The 18,323-nt window shown below is 44.7% G+C and carries 19 protein-coding genes; 6 read left to right on the top strand and 13 right to left on the bottom strand.

The features are described 5' to 3' along the window. Both JX580_RS08890 and JX580_RS08885 read right to left on the bottom strand, forming a co-directional pair. On the bottom strand, nt 1-873 hold the full coding sequence (locus tag JX580_RS08890; RefSeq protein WP_248850190.1) for a type II secretion system protein: 873 nt from the start codon (nt 871-873) through the stop codon (nt 1-3). Then, on the bottom strand, nt 867-1,691 hold the full coding sequence (locus JX580_RS08885) for a hypothetical protein (protein WP_248850189.1): 825 nt from the start codon (nt 1,689-1,691) through the stop codon (nt 867-869). The genes JX580_RS08890 and JX580_RS08885 overlap by 7 nt, the downstream gene beginning before the upstream one ends. A gap of 216 nt (nt 1,692-1,907) precedes the next feature. Here JX580_RS08885 and hemH point away from each other — a divergent pair, with 216 nt between their 5' ends. After that, nucleotides 1,908-3,026 (top strand): ferrochelatase, encoded by a 1,119-nt coding sequence (hemH, locus tag JX580_RS08880; RefSeq protein ID WP_248850188.1) that lies wholly within the window; start codon nt 1,908-1,910, stop codon nt 3,024-3,026. Nucleotides 3,027-3,087: 61 nt separating this feature from the next. Here hemH and JX580_RS08875 read toward each other — a convergent pair whose 3' ends face one another. Both JX580_RS08875 and JX580_RS08870 read right to left on the bottom strand, forming a co-directional pair. Further along, nucleotides 3,088-3,384, bottom strand: a complete 297-nt coding sequence (locus JX580_RS08875; RefSeq protein ID WP_248850187.1) for a c-type cytochrome — start codon at nt 3,382-3,384, stop codon at nt 3,088-3,090. A 105-nt stretch (nt 3,385-3,489) separates the two neighbouring features. Continuing rightward, on the bottom strand, nt 3,490-3,795 hold the full coding sequence (locus JX580_RS08870; RefSeq protein ID WP_248850186.1) for a c-type cytochrome: 306 nt from the start codon (nt 3,793-3,795) through the stop codon (nt 3,490-3,492). A 250-nt stretch (nt 3,796-4,045) separates the two neighbouring features. On the opposite strand from JX580_RS08870, the gene JX580_RS08865 reads away from it, so the two are divergent. Then, complete coding sequence (locus JX580_RS08865) at nt 4,046-4,219, top strand: hypothetical protein (protein ID WP_248850185.1); 174 nt, start codon at nt 4,046-4,048, stop codon at nt 4,217-4,219. Here JX580_RS08865 and rsgA read toward each other — a convergent pair. Then, the gene (rsgA, locus tag JX580_RS08860) at nt 4,216-5,214 is read right to left on the bottom strand and encodes a ribosome small subunit-dependent GTPase A (RefSeq protein ID WP_248850184.1); all 999 of its coding nucleotides are present in this window, start codon (nt 5,212-5,214) and stop codon (nt 4,216-4,218) included. The two genes, JX580_RS08865 and rsgA, sit on opposite strands and share 4 nt — an antisense overlap. Nucleotides 5,215-5,347: 133 nt before the next feature. Between rsgA and JX580_RS08855 the strand changes: the two genes are divergently transcribed. After that, nucleotides 5,348-5,611: a hypothetical protein gene (locus tag JX580_RS08855; protein ID WP_248850183.1), complete on the top strand. Its 264-nt coding sequence runs from the start codon at nt 5,348-5,350 to the stop codon at nt 5,609-5,611. Between the two features lie 72 nt (nt 5,612-5,683). Beyond that, complete coding sequence (yaaA, locus tag JX580_RS08850) at nt 5,684-6,460, top strand: peroxide stress protein YaaA (protein WP_248850182.1); 777 nt, start codon at nt 5,684-5,686, stop codon at nt 6,458-6,460. On the opposite strand, the gene JX580_RS08845 is transcribed toward yaaA, so the two are convergent. Genes JX580_RS08845 through JX580_RS08835 form a run of 3 tightly spaced genes read right to left on the bottom strand, consistent with a single transcriptional unit; the run spans nt 6,448 to nt 11,997 of the window. Then, nucleotides 6,448-9,045: a bifunctional diguanylate cyclase/phosphodiesterase gene (locus JX580_RS08845; protein ID WP_248850181.1), complete on the bottom strand. Its 2,598-nt coding sequence runs from the start codon at nt 9,043-9,045 to the stop codon at nt 6,448-6,450. The two genes, yaaA and JX580_RS08845, sit on opposite strands and share 13 nt — an antisense overlap. Then, nucleotides 9,045-11,561, bottom strand: coding sequence for a chemotaxis protein CheB (locus tag JX580_RS08840; RefSeq protein WP_248850180.1), 2,517 nt, complete (start codon nt 11,559-11,561; stop codon nt 9,045-9,047). Before JX580_RS08840 ends, JX580_RS08845 begins: the two co-directional genes overlap by 1 nt. 28 nt (nt 11,562-11,589) lie before the next feature. Continuing rightward, complete coding sequence (locus JX580_RS08835; protein ID WP_248850179.1) at nt 11,590-11,997, bottom strand: BLUF domain-containing protein; 408 nt, start codon at nt 11,995-11,997, stop codon at nt 11,590-11,592. Nucleotides 11,998-12,065: 68 nt separating this feature from the next. On the opposite strand from JX580_RS08835, the gene JX580_RS08830 reads away from it, so the two are divergent. Further along, nucleotides 12,066-12,449 (top strand): hypothetical protein, encoded by a 384-nt coding sequence (locus tag JX580_RS08830; protein WP_248850178.1) that lies wholly within the window; start codon nt 12,066-12,068, stop codon nt 12,447-12,449. A 108-nt stretch (nt 12,450-12,557) separates the two neighbouring features. Here the strand turns inward: JX580_RS08830 and JX580_RS08825 are convergent, their stop codons facing one another. Next, the gene (locus JX580_RS08825; RefSeq protein WP_248850177.1) at nt 12,558-13,406 is read right to left on the bottom strand and encodes an Hsp33 family molecular chaperone HslO; all 849 of its coding nucleotides are present in this window, start codon (nt 13,404-13,406) and stop codon (nt 12,558-12,560) included. Between the two features lie 119 nt (nt 13,407-13,525). Here JX580_RS08825 and JX580_RS08820 point away from each other — a divergent pair, with 119 nt between their 5' ends. Continuing rightward, complete coding sequence (locus JX580_RS08820) at nt 13,526-15,499, top strand: TIGR00341 family protein (RefSeq protein WP_248850176.1); 1,974 nt, start codon at nt 13,526-13,528, stop codon at nt 15,497-15,499. On the opposite strand, the gene lipA is transcribed toward JX580_RS08820, so the two are convergent. Genes lipA through JX580_RS08800 form a run of 4 tightly spaced genes read right to left on the bottom strand, consistent with a single transcriptional unit; the run spans nt 15,477 to nt 18,318 of the window. Further along, complete coding sequence (gene lipA, locus JX580_RS08815) at nt 15,477-16,484, bottom strand: lipoyl synthase (protein ID WP_248850175.1); 1,008 nt, start codon at nt 16,482-16,484, stop codon at nt 15,477-15,479. The genes JX580_RS08820 and lipA overlap by 23 nt on opposite strands. A 45-nt stretch (nt 16,485-16,529) precedes the next feature. Next, nucleotides 16,530-17,105, bottom strand: a complete 576-nt coding sequence (gene lipB / locus JX580_RS08810) for a lipoyl(octanoyl) transferase LipB (protein ID WP_248851912.1) — start codon at nt 17,103-17,105, stop codon at nt 16,530-16,532. 59 nt (nt 17,106-17,164) lie between these two features. Beyond that, a complete protein-coding gene (locus tag JX580_RS08805; protein WP_248850174.1) occupies nt 17,165-17,449 on the bottom strand; it encodes a YbeD family protein in 285 nt (94 codons plus the stop codon). Then, nucleotides 17,446-18,318, bottom strand: coding sequence for a D-amino acid aminotransferase (locus tag JX580_RS08800; protein WP_248850173.1), 873 nt, complete (start codon nt 18,316-18,318; stop codon nt 17,446-17,448). The genes JX580_RS08805 and JX580_RS08800 overlap by 4 nt, the downstream gene beginning before the upstream one ends. Nucleotides 18,319-18,323: the final 5 nt, after the last annotated feature.

Genomic DNA, 18,323 nt, shown 5'->3' with positions numbered 1-18,323 from the left:
TTACTGATACCAATCAAGTTGTAGGTGGCTGAGTGTCTTTATTTCATGGATGGTCAGCCAGACCAGCATATCGTCGAAGGCATCATCGTGACCGTCTAACTGAAAGTAACGATCACCATTGCAGTTGGTTTGTTCTCTGGGGTTGGCGTTAGAGCAATTTTGCCATGTTTCTCGACCATTTTTTCCATAGCTAATTATAACAGCAGGCAGCTGGTTGCCTGCTAGATGGCTCAGGGGAGTAGTGTTGCTGCAATTAGTTGCCTCAGTGTTACAAACTCTCAGTGCTCCGTTTAAAGCGCTACTCGTACCTAGTGGTGGTGTGATTCGACTAAAGTAGGGTGGTTGATTTCGTTCAATATTAATGTTCACGCAGGAACCCGAGCAATGGTGAAGGCATTGAGTTTCAGTACAATGCATTCGTTGATCCTGATTGCACTGGCTTAACAGGTTGCTAATACTACCATGTCTGGCGAAAAGACTGGCGGATCGACAGGTTAGACGTTGATTGTTGGCCGAGGTGTTACTGGTTGCATGGGTGTTGATCGCATAAAAAAAGCGTTGGCCAAAGCTATCTAAGTAACCCACTCCTCCTAACTCTAAATAAGGCAGAGCGCCCTGGTGGCTGGAACATTGGCCATTTGCATGGCGATTTTCATAGCCATTTTGATTAATATCAGGACAGGGAAGGTAGCCGTGAATGCTCAGATGACTTAGAAGTGCCTGTTTAATTTGCGCAAGGTGTAATTCGGTGGATTGGTAAAGAGAAGTGGTTCTGTATTGGCTAATGCCTGAGCTGGCTGTTTGAATGACGAGCCCTATCAATACTAGCGCAATCATCACTTCGATTAAGCTAAAACCTCTGTGCTTTAGCATAACAGTGCTCGCCAGTTAGCCCCCACTGGGTTTTCAGGTCGCCCATCCAGCAAAGGCGGGCAGATACCATTTTGGCCGGAGGAGTTATGGCAGGCGTTAAACCAGTGGGGTTGCTGCACAGGCAAGGCGCATAACCATGAAGCTTGAGGTTTAACGCGTAACCGAATAGCATTTTGCCATTCTTGATGACTTAGCGTTATAAAATGCTCAGGCCGCGAAAATACAGTATCTGAACCCGGAGCTAAAAATGCATCAGGACTTTTTTTATCAAGGTAGATAAAAGCAATAATATTGCTTTGATTACCAACGGTAATACGCCCATCTCCAGGGTGGTTGGAATTGAGAGGTGCAAAGCGTTGAGTTGGTGGGTTGTTAAAGTCACTGTTTTGAATAACATAGCGGCTATCTACTACATAGTAAATGGTTTGTAATTCAGATGGGTTGAACCGAAAATGTCTGCTGGCAATTCCCTTGGGTAGTATGCCATAAGCTATTTCGTTTCCTTGGCCGCAAGGGGTGTTCATTGCACCATCTTGATTTGAGTCAGGGCAGGGCAAGTAGCCGGGGGAGGGAACGCGGTCACTGGCGTAGAAAACGCCATTGGTATTAGTGGCGTAGATTTCTGGCGTTGACGCGGTGTAGATCATTAGGTTGTTTTTTGCATTTAAGAGTAGGTTGAGTTGTTTTTCTGCATACTGAAGTTTGAGCTGGCTTGCTCTTGGCTGGAAGTTGTGTGCCAGTGCGGCCGCACCCAGCAGGCCTAGTATTAATATGATTAACAGGAGTGTAAAGCCTTGTTGTTTAGTCTTAACTTTCATGGATTAGACTTTTATATTGCGTTAATTTATTAAGTAAAAATATACTACTAGAATAATCATGCTAAGTAAATAGTTGTATTTTTGGTGTTGGGTTGTTTGGTATTTTTCTGTTACTTTTTGAGTTGTTTGCCTGTTGATTGTGAAATGCTTTATCCCACTTGTTATTTGATACAAATCCTATACAATAACGTAAACCAACAAACTGAAGAGGCGGCAATGTTTTATCACAATAATACGCACTATAAGCATGGCGACGAGGCGGCTACAGGTGTTTTGATTACAAACCTTGGCACCCCAGATGCGCCAACCAAAGAAGCGTTAAAGCCTTATCTAAAAGAGTTTTTATGGGACCCACGAGTTGTTGAGCCTCCACCCGCTCGATGGCTTTGGTGGCTTATACTCAATGGCATTATTTTAAATACACGCCCGGCAAAGTCGGCTGAGGCATACGAAGAAGTATGGGGAACTGAGGGTGAGGGTTCGCCTTTGCTTGATATCACTCGCCGCCAGTTAGAAGGTGTAAAACAGCGCGTGACTCCTCATTTCAAGGGTAAGGTTGTATTTGAATTGGCGATGCGTTATGGCAATCCTTCTATCGAGTCAGCGCTCAAGAAACTGGAAGCCCAAGGTGTGCAAAGGCTAATAGTTGTGCCCTTGTATCCTCAATATGCTGGCGCAACAACGGCTTCAACCTTTGATAAGTTATCAGAGGTACTGCAGAAATGGCGTTGGTTGCCTGAGCTTCGGTTTGTGAATCATTACCATCGTCATCCTGGTTATATCAAAGCCTTAGCAAATTCGATTAGAGAGCATCAACAACAGCATGGTCAGCCCGATTTGTTAGTCATGTCTTACCACGGCGTGCCGAAGCGTTATTTAGATAATGGTGACCCTTACCACTGTGAATGCCATGTGACCTCTCGCTTAGTTGCCCAAGAGCTTGGTTTGAGTAAGGACCAATATCGAGTTACTTTTCAGTCCTTGTTTGGTAAAGAGGAATGGATTAAGCCTTACACTGATGCGACGATGAAGGCCTTACCCTCAGAGGGTGTAAAGCATGTGCAGGTTATTTGCCCAGGTTTTTCAGCGGATTGTTTAGAGACGATTGAAGAAATTGATGGCGAAAACCGAGAGTACTTTGAAGAAGCTGGGGGCGAAAAGTTCAGTTATATCAAAGCATTGAATAGTCGAGAAGATCACTTGGATGCGTTATCTGATCTTATTTTGCAACATAGCCAAGGCTGGTATGAGCGAGATGGGTTTAATGATGAGCAAGATAAGCTAGAGCGTGAGCGGGTAAAAGAAAATGCTCGTGCGATGGGTTGTCCATTTTAGAGTTAAGATATGACAAGGGTGTAGGCGTTATATCTACACCCAATAAATCGATTTAAGAATTTTATTTTGGTGTTTGCTTAGAATAAAACTCTGCAAGATCTTTAATTTCTTGGTCAGTTAGGCCACGCGCAAATGCAGCCATAGAGTCATCTCTGCGAAATCCATCACGATAGTCTTTAAGTGCTTTTTCTAGGTAGGCAGCATGTTGCCCGGCTATTTTGGGGAAATTGGGTACTACGCTATTGCCGTCAACACCATGACAACCAATACAGGTATTCGCTTTGGCAGGGGGTTGCATGGCAAAACTTGCAGAACTAAATAAACCTAAAGCAACAGCGGCAAAAATTGTTTTTTTCATTTTGTATGTCTCCATTAAAAAGCCTATTTTTGATTATAGTCTATAAAACTTGGCTTTAAATAAAAAAACCGCCAAATGGCGGTTTTTTTCAATGTAATTGCAAGATTACATTTGTGACATGTAAGCTGATAAGTTAGCAATGTCAGCATCAGATAAGCCTGCTGCAAAGCCAGCCATCATTCCTGTCATAGGGCCAACTTGCTCACCAGCACGGTAGCGTTTTAGCAATGCTGCTAATTCGCCTGCGTCACGGCCTTTAACAGCTGGACCTACACCGCCTTGACCTTGCATACCATGACAACCCATACAGGTTGAGTAAGAAGCTTGACCAGCAGCAACGTCACCTGCGTGAGCTGCCATACCGAAAGTCATTAAGCCCGCTGCTGCTGCAGCCATCATTGTTTTTTTCATTTTGCACTCTCCTAAAAGCACGATAAAAAAATTCGGGAAATCCCTGACTGTTATTAGACCTGATATTTGGGTGTTAAGTCAAGCTAGGGAGGCTTTAGATCAGGGAAAAACAGGGCTATTTACCATCAAATTTTTTTATAGGTTGGCATCAAGTTTTAATTGATTGGTTCAATAAAGTCAATTTTTTGACCTTATTTTTTGAACTGATAATCGGTTACAATAGATGCATCTTATAAAAGGAGACGCTTATATGGCGATCGTAAAGATATGGTTAATTATAATGCTGGCAACCCTAGCTAGTTGGTATGTGCTGAAGCTGGTTAATAACCCCAAACCCCTCGCGTGGATATTTATGTTTTGGCTGGCCGTGATCGGTACGACCACGGTTTTACTGTATTTAGTTTCAGTGTATTTGGTTGCTTAGTTATTAGATGGCTTGTTGCCGGTTTGAGTTTTAAACTCTGTTAGCAGGCGTTGAAAACTTTGGTAACGGCTCTCAGCAATATCACCTTGCTCCACCGCGTGTTTGATAGCACAGTCCGGTTCTATTGTGTGACTGCAATTATGAAATTTACATTGGCCTAAAAAGGGCTCAAAGTCACTATAGAAACTTTCCAATTCTGTTAAACTACAGGCTGCGGGGCTAAATTGGCGTACCCCTGGTGAGTCAATAATATCACCGCCTTTAGGCAGGTGATAAAGGATGCTGTTGGTTGTGGTATGCACTCCCAGTCCTGTTGCTTCAGATAATTGACTGGTTCGAATATCTAAGTCTGGGATCAGTGCATTAATTAGTGATGATTTCCCAGCGCCTGAGGGGCCGACAAGAACCGATGTTTTGTTATTTAAAAAGTCCTCTAGGTCTTCTAGACCATCTTCAACTTGACTTGATACTGGGATGATTTCTATGCCAAGCTCATCATAGGGCAATAGAATTTCAGCTAGATTTTCCCAGTCTTCATCGGTCGTTAATAAGTCAGTTTTGTTGATAATCAGTGCGCAGGGCAGTTTAAGCTGAGCTGCGGCAACCAAGTAGCGGTCAATCATATCTGGGTGAATGCCTGGTTCAATCGGTGCAACGATGCCGATAATATCAATATTGGCAGCAACCATGCGTGTTTGACCTCTAAAGCCAGGGCGTGAGAGTAGGCTATGGCGCTGCAGATTTTCACTTACAATACCTGTGCCGGGTTCTATGTCAGCTTGCCAAAACACCCGGTCGCCCGCGACTAATTTTCCAAGATGCTGGCGAATGGCACAACTCAGAATTTCTCCTTTTTCTGTTTCGACTAGCAAGCGTTTACCGAAATTGGTTATTACCAGGCCTGGTTCTAAATCAGTGTTAGAGGCTGCGTCGCTTTTATGACGTTTTTGATTCAGGCGTCGTGTTTGCTGATCGCTGAGTTTACGTTTGCTCATCAGTCGTCTCTTAAAAGTAAGGAAGGAAGGATTTTAGCCTGAGTTGCCTGAGCATGCAAAACATTAAGATCGTTGATTAACCTGAGTGCTATAATATATCTAAAGGTATTTAACATAGAACAGGAGAATCAAAATGAGTAATAAACACGATGCGATGATTGAGAAAATTTTTGCCCATCCAATTGCAGCTAACATTGACTGGAAAAAGTTGTCACATGCGCTTGAACATTACGGTGCGACGATTGATACTAGCCATCATGGGCGCGCTAAAATTGTGATTAATGGCGCTGAGTTGGGTATTCATTTACCTCACCATGGCCATGACATTGAAAACAAAGATGACATTATGGCATTACGCCACTTTTTAGAAGGCCAGGGTATTAAGCCTAACGCGTAATTAAAAGCGTGATATTGAATTAAAAAACGCCCGTTCTTTCGGGCGTTTTGCTTTTAACAGGAGTAGGTGACAATGTTAATGTTGATTTCCCCAGCTAAATCTTTGGACGAATCCCCACGCCCAGATAAACTGTTCGCCAGTGAATCTGATTTTTTAGTACAAGCCGAAACCCTAATGACCCAGTTACGCGAACTCGAACCTGCGGCATTGAGTAGTTTGATGCATATCAGCGACGATTTAGCGCAATTGAACTTCGAGCGCAACCAGGCCTGGTTAAAACCTACGCTGGATGATGAGGTTTCTAAACAAGCCTTGTTGATGTTTAAAGGCGATGTTTATCAAGGTCTAGAGGCATCGACTTTGGATCAAGCTGGTTTAGATTATGCCCAAAAGCATTTGCGCATTTTGTCTGGTCTGTATGGGTTATTACGTCCACTCGACTTAATGCGGCCTTATCGTTTAGAAATGGGTACTAAATTTGCAAACCAAAACGGCAAAGATCTTTATGCTTTCTGGGGGGAGCAGATTACCGACCGTTTAAATAACACGCTGCAACAGGCGGGTAAACCAATTGTGAATCTGGCGTCAAATGAATATTTTAAAGCCGTCAAACCGAAAAAACTCAACAGCGACGTGATTACGCCGATTTTTAAGGATTTAAAATCCGGCCAATATAAGATTGTCAGTTTTTATGCCAAAAAAGCCCGAGGTTTGATGGTGCGTTATGCGATTGACAAAAAAGTCGAGCAGGTTGAAGACCTAAAATATTTTGACTATGCCGGTTATCAATTTGCACCGGCATTATCGAATGAAAAAGACTGGGTTTTTACCCGCGATCAGCCGATTTGAGTGGTAAAGAATGCCTTTAAGTCGTCGGCTTTTAATGGTTTGGCATAATAGTAACCCTGAATAAAGTCACAGCCATGCATGCTTAGAAAGTCAGCTTGTTGCTGATTTTCGACGCCTTCGGCAATGGTCTGGTAACCAATCGCTTTTGCCAGTGAAATTATGGCTTTGCACACCGCCTCATCTTCCTCATCAGTGCCAATTTCATCAACAAATGTCTTATCAATTTTTAATGTATTCAGCGGGTATCTTTTTAGATAGCTGAGTGATGAATAACCTGTGCCAAAATCATCCAGCGCCAATCTTACTCCCAATCGACGCAATGATTGAAAAATCATTAATGCCTTTTGGGGCTGTTCCATTGCAATGCGCTCAGTGATTTCTAGCTCAAGCTGACAAGGATTGATAGTCGGGTGCTTGGATAAATGTTGTCGAATTCGCTCTACAAAGTCAGAACGAATCAGTTCGCGTGCTGAAATATTGACCGATAGGGTTAGGTTTGGGTGTTCGCCATTCAGGTTCTGCAGAGTGGTAAGCGCTTGGCTTAAAACCCAGTCGGTCAGGTCGATGATAAAATCAGAACGCTCGGCTACCGGAATAAACACTTCGGGTGATACGCTGCCCATTTCGGGGTGCTGCCAGCGAATCAAGGCTTCAAAGCCGGTGAATTGGTTCTGTTCAAGGGCGTATTGAGGTTGAAACACCAGCACAAACTCTTGGCGTTCAATCGCATAGCGCAGCTCGGTTTCAATGTTAACCGTGCGGGCGAGTTGGGTTTCGAGTTCGTTTTTAAATACATGTACACTGTTGCGCCCGGATTGCTTGGCGTGATACATCGCGAGGTCGGCATGTTTTAATAGGGTGTTGTAATCCTGTGCATCGTCGGGAAATAACGCGATGCCAATCGATGCTGAAATGTGAAGATCGGCATCTTGGATTAGATAGGGTTCGGCGAGGGTCGTCACCAAGCGTTCACCTAAATCCAGACTGTTAAAAGGGTTGAGTCTGGGGAATAGGATGGCAAATTCGTCACCGCCTAAGCGTGCAAGGGTATCGTGTGGGCGTATTAATTGGTTGATGCGCTGTGTGACTTGGTTGAGCAGCAAATCCCCCATATCGTGTCCATGCACATCATTCACTTCTTTAAAGTGATCCAAGTCGATAAACATTAAACTAAAGGCAATCGGTTCGCGAGAGGCTTCGCTGATGAGCTGTTCAGTGCGTTCACGCAATAACAGACGGTTCGCCACGCCGGTTAAACCATCATAAAACGCGAGATGCAGAATTTCTTCTTCAGCTTGTTTTTTGGCTGTAATATCGTTGAATACACCTAGGTAGTTAATCAGGTTGCCCTGGGTGTCTTTAATCGCCGAGACAGACAGTTCTTGTGGGTAAATCTCACCCGATTTACGTTTGTTCCAAATTTCGCCGCGCCAATGGCCAAAGCGCAGAAGGTTGTCCCAAAAGGTTTTATAGAACTCAGCTGAATGCCGACCTGAGGTTAAAAAACGTGGATTTCTCTTCAAGCACTCTTGTTCTGTGTAGCCGGTGATGTGCTCAAAGGATTTATTAACTGATAAAATGTGCCCATCCGGATCACAAATCATTATACCATCTTGGCCTTTTTTAAATATTTCATTCGAAATCGTCAGCTGTTTTTCGTGTTCGGTTTGCTCTGTGATGTCATAGGTAATGCCTCCGACTGCAAAGACTTGGTTGTTCGAATCAAACAGTGGAAACTTATCCGTCAAGAAATAGAAAATTTTGCCATCTCTAACCATGTCCTCTTTAAGTTGCAGGGGCTTTTGTGAACGAATTACTTCGATGTCGTGTTGAAAATGACGGTTTGAGTCCTGCAAAGACATTAATTGTTCACGCGTTTGGCCGATGACGTCAGACGGGCTGGCTAAGCCATACATGTCTGCAACTTTTTGATTAGCTAATAGACATTGGCCGTTATGGTCAAACGCATAAATCATCACCGAGCTATGATCCAAAATGCCTTGAAACATTTGCCAGTCTTTTTGGCGCTGGTATTGAGCGGTTAAATCCATAATGGTGATGATGAATTGACGTTCATCAAGCTGATCAATCACAGGTTTGATCGGCATAATACTGACTTTTACCGGAATGCGCTGGGCTTGTACTTCACACTCAAACTCAGCCGATAAGGCCTCTTGATTTTCGCGGTCGTTTAAGCGATTAAATAACCATTGACTGTTGTTTTTGCTTAAAAAACGAAAGATTGAGTGTTGGTTTAAATGGCGTGTCGTTCGGTGGGTAAAAAACAATTCAGCTTGATGGTTATTATCAAGAATAATACCAGCTTGATCGAGTAATAAAGCCGGAATGGGTAAGTGCTCAAACAGTTTTTTATATTGAACCTGTTGGTGATCCAATTTGAGCTGTGTGTCTTGAAGCTGTTGATTTTGGACTTCCAGTTCGGCTAAATAGACCTGCATTTCTTCAACCAATGCCGACATATTCGCTTGCGAAAGCCGCTCGATATCGGTGAAATCGGGCCGGTCTTCTAACAATTGTTTCGCCCGTTGGCGTAAGCTGTCTTTATCTAGCGTGTTTATTGTCATTATTGGTCACTAATACCAGTTACATCGATAAAACTAGCCACAGCACCATGCTTGTCGCTTGAAGGTATTTTGTAAGGCAGAATCCGCAACAAGTAGCTTTTGTGGTTTTGGTGTATCAATTCAGTTTCAAACGGAAGTGTGGTTTTTAAGGTTTGTTCAAAATAGTCGATTAAATGTTCGTTATCAAAACTGTGGTGCAAGTCGCTCAAAGGGCGTCCAAGGTCTGAATCACGCAACTTAAATAGCCCAACAGCATCAGGGCTGAATCGACTAATATTTAGGTTGTGATCAACAAAAATAGTGGCCACGCCTACGGCTTTCGCCATGGTATCGAGGTCGGCATTTAATTGGTTAAGGCGTAGCACTTTTTCTTGGTATTCGGCATTGACCGTATTGAGCTCTTCGTTGACTGATTGCAGTTCTTCGTTCGAGCTTTGCAGTTCTTCATTGGACGCCATCAACTCTTCATTGGTGGCCTGCAGTTCTTCGTTTGAGGTTTCAAGTTCCTCAATCGTGGCTTGTAGGCTTTCACGGGTTGCCGCTAATTCTTGTTGTAATACTTCAATCCGCGCAGCGGTTTCATCATCGAGGTTAATGGTTTGGCTTTGCGGGTCATCATGTTGTAAAGGGAGGGGTTCAAACAGCACCAAGGCAAATTTTTCGTCAGCATTGCTGCTAATCGGTCGGACGCAAACGCGTAACAAGCAAGGATTTTCTGGCTCGAGTTCAAGTTTTAAACGGTCGGAATAAAATACTTTTTGGTCTTTTAACGCTTTGAATAATAAAGCGGAAACCACGGAGATAAGCCCATCCGGTAAAATGCGGGTAATATCCATACTGGCAGCGCCGGCACGAATTTTATAAAAGGGTTTGACATCGCCGTACAGGTGAATGATTTCTTGATGATCGTTCACTAAAAAACCAGGCGGAGAATAGGCGTTAATCAATTGATGACTGGTTTCATCGAGCAATGCGACTTCAGCCGTTTCAAGTGCGTTCAGTTTGCTGAACTGTCTGGTTAGGCGAGGTTGGCTTTTAAGTGAGTTTTTACTATTGTCTAGGCCGATAAGTGGCATATTGACATAGTTTCTGCGGAAGATTTTACTTTTTGCATGAACCGTATCAAAGCCTTTGGCAATCGCGTTAATCGATTCGCTTGAGCCTAAAAATAAATAGCCGCCGGGTTTGGTCGCGTACTGTAAGCGTTGCAAGGCTTTGTTTTGCGGTTCGGCTTGAAAATAAATTAAGGTATTGCGACAGGTGACTAAATCCATTCGGGTAAAGGGCGGGTCAGCGAGTAGGTTGTGTTTGGCAAATACCACGACTTGGCGCAATTCGGGTTTGACAATATATTCATTGCCGGATTTGCTAAAAAAACGTTGCAGACGTTCGGGGCTGACTTCAGCGGCAATCGATTCAGGGTAATGGCCAGCTGAGGCGAGTTCAATTGCTTGCGGATTGACATCGGTGGCGAATATTTTTAAATTCGGCCAGCGCCGGGCGCGTTCAAAGGCTTCAAAGAACAAAATGGCAATCGAATAAACTTCTTCACCACTGGATATGCCGGCGGACCAGATACGAATACCGTTGCCGTTTTCGGCTTTGCTGACAATGTCATCAATCGCAATCGTTTGCAGATCATCAAAGGCCGGCGTGTCTCTGAAGAAGCGGGTAACAGGTATGAAGAGTTCGCGTCTTAAATTCGCCAGTTCTGTGCGGTCTATCTCAAGCAGTTTGGCATAGTCTTTAACATCTGAGATGTGTTTAACTTGCATCCGTCGTTCAATGCGTCGGGTGACGGTGGCTTGTTTGTATTGGTGAAAATCAACGCCTGTGGTTTGCGCCAGATAGTGAAAAATTAAATGGGTGGGGTCTTCATAATCCAGGCCTGGTTGCGCCGTGTCTTGTTTAACAATTTTTTGTGGGTTTTTAACATAGTCGAGCAGTCGTTCAGCAAGCTGTTCAGCATCTAACACATCATCAATCAGGCCGGTGGCAATCACGCTGTTAGGCATGCCATTGAATTTAGCTTCTTTCGGAGATTGTGCCAATAAAAACCCACCGGATTCGTTAATCACATACGCACCGCGGGTGCCGTCTGAGCCTGTGCCTGAAAGAATAATGCCGATGGCTTTGTCACCATATTCTTCGGCCATTGAGGTGAAAAAAATATCTATCGGTAAGCTGAGTACATGCGGTGTTTTTTGGGTGAGGACAAAGTGGCCGCCAACCACGCGCATAATCGTGCCTGCGGGAATTAGGTAAACATGGTTGGGCTGAATCGGCATGCCTTCTTCAACCAGTTTAATCGGCATGGCGGTGTAACGCCCGAGTAAATCAGCCATCATGCTTTTATGGTCTGGCGATAAATGCTGGATTACGATAAAGGGTAAGCCGGTATCGGTTGGGCAAGCGGCAAAAAATTTTTCGAGTGCTTCAAGGCCCCCGGCTGAGGCACCAAGTGCAACAACAAATTCTCGGTGTTGAGTGGGTTGAGGCTGTTCGTTTGATTCCATTGATTTGTTCCTGATTGTCAGACGTGTTTTATAAACGCTGGAATGCGTTGATTAGCACTTTTGCAGTGCTGGGGATAATCCAGTTTTCAGTCAGATCAAGTTGGTCGCTAGGCAAGTCAAGAAGTTCAGTTTGACGCTGGTGTGGTGAGACATTAAAAAATCGCATGGACCATTCAGCAAAATGCCGTTCTTCTATCGGTTGGCTATATATTTGGCGCACGTCATAATGACGAAAATCTTGCTTAATGCTGGCATAAAGCATGTTTACAGTCGTTTCTTCACCTTCAAGCACTTGGAAAAAAATGCCATCATTGTAGAGCAGTAGGCCGGTGATATTGTGTAGTTTATTGAAACGGGTCGCTTGATTAAGCAATTGCTCAAGCTGAATATCTGTCATCATTTCACTGGCACGACTGGTATAGGCAAGCTCTAACATTATTTTTTCCTTGTTTGCACCAATTGGTCATATACTTTTGTTGTCCGCATGGTTATTATTCATTAGATATGAACAGCATTTACGATATACGTCGCGATAACGCGCAACTTTTAGTTAACTTTATTGGTAATAAAACGCTTTTCTCTGAGAGAATCGAGCGTTCGCCAACCCAAGTTAGCCGCATTCTCGGTCTGAATCCAACAAGAAATATTGGAGAAAAGCTTGCGCGCCATATCGAGCATTGCTTTTGTCTGCCTAAATTTTGGTTAGATCAAGCGCATCAAGAACCCGCAAATATTGATAAGCAAATTAATACGATTAACCAAGACCGTTATGAACATCTGCATCACGTGCTTTGCGAGCTTTACCAGGCTACCATCACCAAACGGATTGATGAATCCACATATCATCTATTGGTAAAGGTGTTGGAACATCATCAGGTTAATCGCTAGTATTTTACCAATTTGATACACATTTTAGCTTTTTTGTTCAAGCTGTCAACTTAACTTGTACTTAAGTTACATAAAATTAAGCCTGCTATCCAATAAAATTTTTTAATGTTACTGGGTGCCAAACAGGGCATCCAAGTCTTGGCTGTTAAAACGCTCGTGGTAGTTGCACATTTCGTTGAACACCACAATCTCACCTTGTTCTTCGAGTAATTTTCTTGCCTCTTCCTCGCCCAGTGATTTCAACATGGTGGCCACTCTTTCACGGTCTTGAAGACATTCATAGACTAGTGGTTTAGCTTCAAATACCTCGACCACTTCCTCGTGAAATAAACGTGTTAGCAGCGTGGTGTTATCTAATTCAAGCAGCTCTTGGTCTTTTACGGTCGAGGCAAGGTGTTGAATGCGATCCCACGCATCGGCATCCGCAGCCTCCGTGTCTGGCATTTTTTGTAAGTAAAGGGCGCCTACGGCTTGATCACTGACGCTAATCCATAAACGGGTATCGAGTTGTTCGGATTGTGATAAGAAATGCTGTAACGCATCAACCAGTTGATCGCCTTCACGACTTACATAGGACTGGTAAAGATGATCGGTTAGGCTATTTTCAAGTGACAATAAAATTTGTCCTTGACCCAAAAGGCTTTCTGCATTGGTTTGGTCGGTAATCGGTTGATTGGTTTTAGCCATGCCTTTGAGCTTGAGTTGATGTGTGACTTCAACCACTAGTAGATTAACCGGACCTTCGCCTTGAACTTGCAGCGTTATTTTACCGGGGTGTTTGATGCCATTCGCCAGCAAGGCGCTAAATGCGGTGAGTTCACCAAGCAATTCTTGTAAGGCTTGCGGATAATGGCGATCTTTAATCATTGATAACCAGGCCTGGTTAAGTAGTAGCCGTTGACCACGTATAGCTTGATCTTTGAATAGGAAGCGTTGAATAACATCCTGCTGTGACATGCTGATTCCTTTGAACTCTTTTTTTAGGTTGCGTTATTATAGCTAGGTTTGTGAACAGATAGGAAATGTTCAGACACCCCCGCCCAAAAGGCGTATTAAAACTCGAGTGAGACAAGTTTATGATATCAGAACAACAAATTGATCAGGTGGTCGCGCAAAGTGTTGAAAGAGCAAAGACTTTGCCGAAAGATTTAGTGCTGTGTGATTCTGCACAGTCGGACGAGCGAAAGCAGGAAATATTTGAATTGCTCAGTGCGCAAGGCCTAACGCCGGAATTTTTCAGTTGCGAAGATCAAGCGTCGCTAGATCAGTGTTTGCCGGATGCACGACGCTATTGGTTAGATTTAAGTGATGATCAAGTGGTGGCGTTATTTAATGTCCTGACCCAGTCTGAAAACAAGGTTCCTTTGGCCTTATTGCCAAATGATAACAATCCAAATGCGCAACAGTTTTTCGGTATTACCCGAAAGTTAAAAGAAGCCGTGATTGATGGTGTTGATAAATCAAAAGCGATGGAGGCAGATCTGCTGTTTTGTAATGACCAGCTTGTTCTTTCAAATGTGGTTATTGGTGAAAATTTTCGTGTGTCTCAAGAGGGTAATCATGAGAGGCCTTTTTATCAGCAGGCTTGGTTCGATTGGAAGGAAACCTATCAAGCGGTTAAAGCAGCAACACCCCAATTGTTTAAGCTTCAAACCGCCAAAAACCAAACTATTAATACCGCCGCATTGAGTATTTGGATTGAACCCCACTCGAGTTCAGCGGCAATTACGCGGGGTTTAGAAACCAATTTTAATTTTAATGATGGTCGGATGAATGCGGTGATTTTTGCTCCAAATTCGCTCATGGGTTACGGTTGGCACTGGTTCAAATCTTATGTGTTGGGGCAGCGTCAAATTACGCTTTTAACCGATACGATTGGCTTGGTGCAGACCCATAGTTTGACGATTAAAGCCCAGCGTGATGTGACCTACTCAATTGACGGCCAAAGCCATGAGGCATCATCGCTTGCTTTGAAAATAGTTGAGCAGGTGGTGAACATTATCCCCGGACGTTATTTGGCGGAAGATGACACTACAAGAAAAACCAATAAAGAAGTCTTTAAGGTTCAAGGTTTACCAAGAGATGAGGACGCGATTGAAAAAGTCGGGCGGCCTCTGCCCTTGTTTGACCAAGCGCACGAAGAGGATTATAAGCATGTATTTGTTGAGCTACGTCAGAGTGCCTTAACCAGCTCACCCTACATGGTATTAATGGTGTTATCGACCCTGCTCGCGACCTTTGGTTTGATGGCAAACTCGACTTCGGTCGTGATTGGCGCGATGATTTTAGCACCGCTGATGGCACCGATTGTATCCTTGGCGATGGGCATGGCGCGCGGTGAAGGCAGCTTAACCTTGACCTCGATTAAAACCCTGTTAATCGGTTTGTTATTAGCCTTGTTGAGCGCGATGGTTGCAACTTGGATTGTCGATATTCAATATGTAACCAATGAAATCGCCGGGCGATTAAATCCCACGCTATTGGATTTAGGCGTGGCGGTGGTGTCGGGAATTGCGGGAGCTTACGCCTATGCAAAATCTGAGGTTGCTAAAACCCTAGCGGGGGTGGCGATTGCGGTTGCTTTAGTACCGCCGCTTGCCGTTACCGGTATAGGTTTGGGGTGGATGGACTGGTCAGTGGTTTATGGTTCGTTTTTATTGTTTATCACTAACCTGTTCGGTATTGCGGCCGCCGCGGCGATTACCTTTTGGGTGATGGGCTATACCAGTTTTGCGCGTGCGAAAAAAGGTTTTGGTGCCTCTGCGTTGATTGTTGGATTGATTGCCATACCGCTGGCATTTGCTTTCTGGCAAATGGGGCAGAAGAGCAGTTTAACTAACAGCCTAGAGGGCATTGAGCTGGTGATTAACGAGACAAGGATTCGTTTAGAGAGTGTCGATGTGCAATGGGGTGCGAATCCGAGTGTGAAGCTGAATGTAGTGAGCCATCACACCTTATCGGATGCGGTATTTGATGAGCTTGCACAGACCTTAAACGTCCGCACAGGTGTTGAAGCGCAATACCGCTTCACCCCTCAACTGATTCGTTAAACACACCTTGGGCTTGTAGGTCGGCGTGGTAGGAACTCCGTACCATCGGCCCGCAGGCGACATGACTAAACCCGAGTTGATAGGCTTGGGTTTCGAGTTGTTTGAATTCTTCCGGTGTCCAGTAGCGTTCGACCGCTAGGTGATGCACGCTGGGTTGTAGGTATTGGCCGACGGTCAGCATATCTACGTTATGGGCGCGTAGTTCTTTAAGCACTTGCCCCATTTCATCAAAGCTTTCGCCTAGGCCAACCATTAAGCCTGACTTGGTTTTGACATGGGGTTGCATTTGTTTGAAGCGCGCTAATAAGTCTAACGAGGCTTGATAATCTGCACCAGGCCTGGCTTGTTCATACAAACGCGGTACCGTTTCAAGGTTATGATTGAGTACGTCCGGCGGACAGTGCGCTAGGGTTTCCAGCGCCACGGTGAGTCGGCCGCGAAAATCCGGTACTAGAATTTCAATTTGCGTGTTGGGTGAGGTGTTACGCACCGCTTCAACACAGTGGCGGAAATGTTTGGCCCCGCCGTCACGCAGGTCATCGCGATCTACCGAGGTAATCACCACGTAATTTAAGCGCATGGCTTTAATGGTATTCGCCATATGCTGGGGTTCGTTGGCATCAAGCGGTTTGGGGCGGCCGTGGGTCACATCACAAAACGGGCATTTACGGGTACAAATATCGCCCATTATCATAAAAGTGGCGGTGCCGTGGCCAAAACACTCGCCGAGGTTAGGGCAAGAGGCTTCTTCACAAACTGTGTGTAATCCGTTATCGCGCAAAATACGTTTGAGTTCGCCGATGCGATGGATATCTTTGGCTTTAGGCAGTTTGGCGCGAATCCAGTTGGGTTTTTGCAGGCGTTCGCGTTCAGGGTCAGGTTTGTGCTTGAGTGACTTGGTTTTGTACTCGCCCTTACTCATTTGCTGGTTGCGCGTTTTGAGCCCGCCAATCTGGTCGAGTTTTATTTCTTGGTAGGTTTGCATAAGCCGGTTTTCTTTTGATTTAGGTTGAGTGATCGCGTTTTATTTTTATGAGTCGACCATTATAGGCGAGTTTTCCAGTAGCTGTAAAATCTGTCTGAGCAATCGGGGTTGAACCTGTTCGACAGAAATGTCGGCTTGATACTGAGCAAGTTGCGTCATTTGCATGGCTTGAAGCCCGCAGGGGGTAATCCATTCAAATGGCGTTAAGTCCATATTGACGTTTAAGGCTAAACCGTGATAACTCGATTGACGCTTTATTTTTAGGCCGAGCGAGGCGATTTTTTTACCCTCAAGATAAATGCCAGGCGCATCCGCACGCGCATAGGCGGGCAGTTGAAACTCCGCCAAAAGTTGGATGCAGGCCTGCTCAAGCAGGGTGACCAGTTGGCGCACGCCAAGCTTGCGGCGTTTCAAATCAATTAACAGATAGGCAATCAATTGACCGGGGGCGTGATAAGTAATCTGTCCACCACGGTCGGTATGAACCAGCGGTATAGCGCGCAGGCTTTGTTGGATGTGTTCAGCTTGACCATTTAAACCTTGAGTGAATACTGGGGGGTGTTCAACCAACCAGATTTCGTCCGGCGTATCAGCATCGCGGTGTTGGGTAAAGGTTTGCATGGACTGATAGGTTTGCAGGTAATCTTGCAAACCTAGGTGTTGGATTTTAATGTTTTGGCTTAGAGTGTCCACAGTACATCAGGGTGTGCGTTTAACTCACCATAAATGCCGTGGATTTGTTCGATATGGGTGGCGTAAAACTTAATCTTAACTGAAACGTATTTTCCGGTTTTTGATGGGTTTAAGCGAATAGCTTCACGCGCAACATCGGCAACATGTTTTTGAGTGGTGTTAAAAACCAAGTCAATAAAGGTTTCACAATGAGGCCCCATGGCTTTGAGTTCATAGTGACAAGGAAACTCAATGAGGGTTTCAGGCTTTTCAGAATTTTGTGATTCGGTCATATCGTGCTTCGGGTTCTCGTTTGTATTTTATAATTCTGGTATAGCTGACGTAACTGCTTCCAAATCGCACCGGGTTGGCCGTCGGCCACCGGTTGTCCATTCAGTTGGCAAATCGGTAGGGCTTCTTTCGTAGAGCTGGCTAACCAAAGTTCATCCGCGCTGTCGAGTTCGGTTTGATGAATCTCGCGCTCGATAAACGGGATATGGTGGCGGTTGGCGATTTTTTCAATCACTTGGCGGGTAACACCGGGCAAAATATGTGCGCTTAACGGCGGGGTGATGATTTCACCGGCTTTGACCATCATCATATTGCTGGCCGAACCTTCGGTCACGTAACCTTGTTGGTTGACTAAAATCACATCATCGACCCCGGCGGCTTGGGCTTGCATTTTCGCCATCACATTCGGCAACAGAGCAATAGATTTAATATCACAGCGCTGCCAACGTATATCTTCAAGCGTAATAACCTTAATACCATGAGAAATAATGCTGTCAGCCAAGGGTTTGAGCGGATTGGTATAGGCAAAAACTGTGGGAATTAAATCAGCCTGTGGCAGATGGTCACGCGGAATTTGTTGACCTCGGCTGATTTGCAGGTATATAAATTGATCTTGCCAAGGATGCAGTGAAATCAATTGTTGTAGTACCGATAACCAGGCCTGGTTATCCATCGGGTTGTTGATAAACACGCCGGCAAGACTGTTTTCAAGACGCTGGTAATGTGCTTCCCATTCAAACAGTTGCCCTTGATACACCGGGATCACTTCATACACGCCATCGGCAAATAAAAACCCGCGATCCAAGGGTGAGATGCGGGCTTGTTCCATTGGCATAAAGTCGCCATTTAAATAAACAGTTTGCAGGGTCATGTTTG

It is taken from the genome of Thiomicrospira microaerophila (genome assembly GCF_023278225.1).
Classification (GTDB): domain Bacteria; phylum Pseudomonadota; class Gammaproteobacteria; order Thiomicrospirales; family Thiomicrospiraceae; genus Thiomicrospira; species Thiomicrospira microaerophila_A.
The sequence above is the reverse complement of the archived record's forward strand: the minus strand, read 5'-3'. Positions and strand labels throughout refer to the sequence as shown.

Bases quoted from the DNA above. Each gene is read 5' to 3' on its own strand.
- JX580_RS08890 (WP_248850190.1), bottom strand. From the start codon at position 873: ATGCTAAAGCACAGAGGTTTTAGCTTAATCGAAGTGATGATTGCGCTA.
- JX580_RS08885 (WP_248850189.1), bottom strand. From the start codon at position 1,691: ATGAAAGTTAAGACTAAACAACAAGGCTTTACACTCCTGTTAATCATA.
- hemH (WP_248850188.1), top strand. From the start codon at position 1,908: ATGTTTTATCACAATAATACGCACTATAAGCATGGCGACGAGGCGGCT.
- JX580_RS08875 (WP_248850187.1), bottom strand. From the start codon at position 3,384: ATGAAAAAAACAATTTTTGCCGCTGTTGCTTTAGGTTTATTTAGTTCT.
- JX580_RS08870 (WP_248850186.1), bottom strand. From the start codon at position 3,795: ATGAAAAAAACAATGATGGCTGCAGCAGCAGCGGGCTTAATGACTTTC.
- JX580_RS08865 (WP_248850185.1), top strand. From the start codon at position 4,046: ATGGCGATCGTAAAGATATGGTTAATTATAATGCTGGCAACCCTAGCT.
- rsgA (WP_248850184.1), bottom strand. From the start codon at position 5,214: ATGAGCAAACGTAAACTCAGCGATCAGCAAACACGACGCCTGAATCAA.
- JX580_RS08855 (WP_248850183.1), top strand. From the start codon at position 5,348: ATGAGTAATAAACACGATGCGATGATTGAGAAAATTTTTGCCCATCCA.
- yaaA (WP_248850182.1), top strand. From the start codon at position 5,684: ATGTTAATGTTGATTTCCCCAGCTAAATCTTTGGACGAATCCCCACGC.
- JX580_RS08845 (WP_248850181.1), bottom strand. From the start codon at position 9,045: ATGACAATAAACACGCTAGATAAAGACAGCTTACGCCAACGGGCGAAA.
- JX580_RS08840 (WP_248850180.1), bottom strand. From the start codon at position 11,561: ATGGAATCAAACGAACAGCCTCAACCCACTCAACACCGAGAATTTGTT.
- JX580_RS08835 (WP_248850179.1), bottom strand. From the start codon at position 11,997: ATGTTAGAGCTTGCCTATACCAGTCGTGCCAGTGAAATGATGACAGAT.
- JX580_RS08830 (WP_248850178.1), top strand. From the start codon at position 12,066: ATGAACAGCATTTACGATATACGTCGCGATAACGCGCAACTTTTAGTT.
- JX580_RS08825 (WP_248850177.1), bottom strand. From the start codon at position 13,406: ATGTCACAGCAGGATGTTATTCAACGCTTCCTATTCAAAGATCAAGCT.
- JX580_RS08820 (WP_248850176.1), top strand. From the start codon at position 13,526: ATGATATCAGAACAACAAATTGATCAGGTGGTCGCGCAAAGTGTTGAA.
- lipA (WP_248850175.1), bottom strand. From the start codon at position 16,484: ATGCAAACCTACCAAGAAATAAAACTCGACCAGATTGGCGGGCTCAAA.
- lipB (WP_248851912.1), bottom strand. From the start codon at position 17,105: ATGCAAACCTTTACCCAACACCGCGATGCTGATACGCCGGACGAAATC.
- JX580_RS08805 (WP_248850174.1), bottom strand. From the start codon at position 17,449: ATGACCGAATCACAAAATTCTGAAAAGCCTGAAACCCTCATTGAGTTT.
- JX580_RS08800 (WP_248850173.1), bottom strand. From the start codon at position 18,318: ATGACCCTGCAAACTGTTTATTTAAATGGCGACTTTATGCCAATGGAA.